Below are 3,698 nucleotides of genomic sequence, written 5' to 3'. Positions count from 1 at the left end.
AGCGCGGCGGCGTGCTCGTGGCGGTGGAGGACAGCGGCGTCGCGACCGAGACGGTCGTGGACGTGCTCCAGCGTCACGGCGGCCACATCGGCTGACCCTGCCGTCCGGGGGAGGGCGGCCCGACGTGGGCCGCCCTCCTTCTTCGTCTGACCCCGCTGAGGGAGCTCAGGCGGCCCGCGCTTCCCGCGCGGGCCAGTTCGTGAGGAGCACCCCGGCGAGGATCACGCCGACGGCGAGCCACAGCGGCGCGGGAAAGCGTTCGTGGAGGATCAGCACACCCAGCGCGATGCCCACGACGGGCGCGAGGTTGTTCCAGACGCTCGTGCGGGCCGCGCCGAGGACGCGGACGCCGTTCGCCCAGGCGAGGTACGCGAAGACGTTCGCGAGCAGCGCGCTCGTGACGACCCCGGCCCACACGGCGGGGGAGGGCCGCGCCGGGGTGCCAGGTCGCGCAGGTGCAGCAGCACGTACGGCAGGCCGCCCCCGGCGAGGGAGAACGCGACGAAGGGCAGCGTGCCGACGCGCGCGGCGAGCGGGCGGTTCGCGAGGGTGTACGCGGCCCACGTGACCGCCGCGAGCAGCAGCAGCCCGACGCCGACGAGGTTGACGGGCGCGCCGGGCGTGCGCGCCGCGATCACGAGGCCCAGCATGCCCGCGAGGGACACGGCGACGCCCGCGCCCTGACGTCGCGTGACGGTGAGGCCCAGCAGCGGCGAGAGGATCGCCACGACGACCGGCACGACGCCGTTCACGAGGCTGGAGATGCCCGCCGGGGACCGCGCGATGCCCTCCAGGAAGAACGTCTGGAAGACGCTGTTCCCGACGAGCCCGACGCCCAGGACCGCCGCCCAGGTGCGGGCGTCCCAGCGGGGCCAGCCGCCACGCGCGGCGGCGAGCGCGAGGAGCGCCGCGCCCGCCACGAGGAAGCGGCCCGCGTTCACCGCCCCGGCGCTCAGGTGCGCGAGCAGCACCTTGAGGAGGACGACGTTGCCGCCCCAGACGAGGACGGTCAGCAGGACGAGGGCGTACGCGCGGGCGATCACGCGGACAGGATAGCGGGCGCGGGCAGGCCGTTTCGCCTACCCACGCCCTGCGACTTTCGTCGCGCTCGACGTCAACTCCCGGTGGATTCGCCCCGGACGCGCTCCTGGCACCCTGTGGTCATGCCCGCCGGGATGCGCCCGGCGGCCCCTGAAGGAGATCAGCATGAACACGAAGACCATGACCGCCGTCCGCGCCACCCTCGCCGCCCTCACGCTCGCCGTGCCCGTCACGCTGGGCGTCGCCTCCGCCCGGGACCTGACCCCGAGCACGGACGTCATCTTCGTCAACGCGACCGGCCAGGTGGGTCTCGTGGACGTGTACGTCGGCGGGAAGCTCGTCGTGAGGAACCTCTTCCCCGGCACCCGCACGTCCTTCGCGAACAGCGTGCCCGCCGGGCGGCACGAGGTCGTCGTGACCCGCGCGGGCGACGGAATGAGCCGCGCGGTGCTGCGCAAGACGATGGAGTTCGTCGGCGGGCAGGAGCGCGCGATGACGTTCTCCTTCGACGGGAACGGCGAGCCCACCCTCAAGGCGGAGAAGGCCAGCGCCGACTGAACGGAGACGAGGGAGACACCCGGGAGGTCATGACCTCCCGGGTGTCTCCCTCGTCCCTCCCCTACCCCTTCACGGACCCGGCCAGCAGGCCCCGCACGAAGTAGCGGCCCAGCAGCACGTACACCAGCAGCGTCGGGATGGCCGTGAGGATCGCGCCCGCCATCGGCAGGTTCCAGCTCACCGCCTGCCCGCCCGCGAGCTGCGCGAGCGCCACCGTGATGGGCTGGCTCGCGGGATTCGTGAGGGTCACGCCGAACAGGAACTCGTTCCAGGCCTGCGTGAACTGCCAGATGATCACGACGACGAAGCCCGGCACGCTCAGCGGGAAGATGATGCGGCTGTAGATGCCCCAGAAGCCCGCGCCGTCGATGCGGGCGGCCTCCACGAGCGCGTCGGGCACCTCGCCGTAGTAGTTGCGGAAGATCAGCGTCGTGATCGGCAGGCCGTACACGACGTGCGTCAGCACGAGCCCCCAGATGGTGCCGTACAGACCGATGCTCTTCACGAACTGGAAGAGCGGGATCAGCACCGACTGGTACGGGATGAACATCCCGAACAGCATCAGCGCGAACAGCAGGTTCGCGCCGCGGAAGCTGTACTTGCTCAGCACGTACCCGTTGAGGCTGCCCATCACGGCGCTGATGGCGGTCGCGAGCAGCGTGAGCTCCAGGCTGTTGCGCAGCCCGCCCGACACCTTCGCCCAGGCGTCCGCGAAGCTCGACCAGTGCCACGCGGGCGGCAGCTGCCACGTCGTGTCGAGCGAGATGACCGACGGGTCCTTGAGGGCCGTGACGACCAGCAGGTACACGGGCAGCAGGAAGAACAGCGTCGCGACGAGCAGCCCGAGGTACAGCAGCGCCCGCGTGAAGTCGAGGCGGCGGGGCCGCGCGGCGCTCGGGGCGGTCGTGGTGGGAAGGGTCGTCACGTTCTCGCCTCCCTGCGGAAGGTGGACGCGAGGTACGGCACGATCACGGCGGCGACCATGACGAGCAGCACCACGCCGATGGCGGCGCCCTTCGCGAACTGGTTGCCGCGGAAGGCGGTGATGTACATCAGGAGGGCCGGCACGTCCGTCTGCGTGTTGTCGGGCCCGGCCATCGCGAACACGAGGTCGAAGATCTTGAGGCTGATGTGCCCCAGGATGATCATCGCGGACAGCGTGATGGGCGCGAGCAGCGGGAAGATCACGCGGGTGTACACCTGCCGTTCGCTCGCGCCGTCCACGCGGGCGGCCTCGCGCAGCTCCTCGGGGATGCCGCGCAGGCCCGCGAGGTACAGGGCCATCGTGTAGCCCGCCATCTGCCAGACCGCCGCGAGGATGATCCCGACGAACGCGAGGTTGAAGCCGTGCGGCTCCGGGTACGGCAGGAGCTTCACGGTGACGCCGCCCGTGAGGGCCCACAGGGCCAGCAGGGCCGCGCAGGCGACCGCGACGTGACCGCGCGTGCGGGCCCCCTCGCGGTACGCGGTCACCGCGACCCACACCAGCACGGCCGCCACGACGAGCGCCGTCACGAGCGGCAGGCGGTTCCAGTCGAACTGCCAGATGCTCGTGCGGGACGTGAGCCACTCGAACTGCCCGGCGGGGAGCCCCACGAGGGGCGAAAGGCGGTTCACGCCGCCCGACGGCTGCAGCATCCACGCCCAGATGGTGCCCGTCACGATGAACGACAGGCTCATCGGGAACAGGAACACGGTGCGGAAGAAGCCCTCGCCGCGCGGGTTGCGGTCGAGCATCAGCGCGAGCAGCAGCCCGATCAGCAGGCACCCGGCGAGGAAGAACACCGTGAAGAACAGCGCGCTCACGAGGTCCTGCCGGAAGCGCGCGTCGAGGAAGCCCGTGAAGAGGTCCTTGTAGTTGGCGAAGCCGATGTAGCGGATGACCGGGTTCGCGGCGAGCGCCTGGGAGGGGTCGCGGCCCCAGTCGGTGAGGGAGGTGTAGGCCGTGCGGGCGATGAAGCCGTACACGAAGATGGCGAGCAGCACGAGGCTCGGCGCGAGCACCGCGAGGGCCGTGAGCTGATCGCGGTTCACGCGGCGCACGCTTCACCTCCGCTCTGGCCGGGCGGCAGTCGGGCGGCGCCTCGCGCGCGCGGGAC

Annotated in this window: 4 protein-coding genes; 1 reads left to right on the top strand and 3 read right to left on the bottom strand. The window is 71.5% G+C overall.

What is annotated here, in order from left to right:
- Positions 1–165: 165 nt before the first annotated feature.
- Entirely contained in the window at positions 166–417 is a 252-nt protein-coding gene (locus tag DEIPI_RS41330; protein WP_245588537.1) for a DMT family transporter, read from the bottom strand.
- Positions 418–1,206: 789 nt separating this feature from the next.
- Between DEIPI_RS41330 and DEIPI_RS29925 the strand changes: the two genes are divergently transcribed.
- Complete coding sequence (locus DEIPI_RS29925; RefSeq protein ID WP_045233988.1) at positions 1,207–1,599, top strand: DUF4397 domain-containing protein; 393 nt, start codon at positions 1,207–1,209, stop codon at positions 1,597–1,599.
- Between the two features lie 61 nt (positions 1,600–1,660).
- On the opposite strand, the gene DEIPI_RS0109555 is transcribed toward DEIPI_RS29925, so the two are convergent.
- Together DEIPI_RS0109555 and DEIPI_RS0109550 are read right to left on the bottom strand one after the other, a co-directional pair.
- Positions 1,661–2,524, bottom strand: coding sequence for a carbohydrate ABC transporter permease (locus tag DEIPI_RS0109555; RefSeq protein ID WP_027481634.1), 864 nt, complete (start codon positions 2,522–2,524; stop codon positions 1,661–1,663).
- Entirely contained in the window at positions 2,521–3,642 is a 1,122-nt protein-coding gene (locus DEIPI_RS0109550) for a carbohydrate ABC transporter permease (protein ID WP_027481633.1), read from the bottom strand. Before DEIPI_RS0109550 ends, DEIPI_RS0109555 begins: the two co-directional genes overlap by 4 nt.
- Between the last annotated feature and the right edge of the window lie 56 nt (positions 3,643–3,698).

Origin of the sequence: Deinococcus pimensis DSM 21231 (assembly GCF_000519345.1) — a bacterium.
Lineage (GTDB): Bacteria > Deinococcota > Deinococci > Deinococcales > Deinococcaceae > Deinococcus_A > Deinococcus_A pimensis.
This window is presented reverse-complemented; position numbering and strand designations above follow the sequence as displayed.

Bases quoted from the DNA above. Each gene is read 5' to 3' on its own strand.
- DEIPI_RS29925 (WP_045233988.1), top strand. From the start codon at position 1,207: ATGAACACGAAGACCATGACCGCCGTCCGCGCCACCCTCGCCGCCCTC.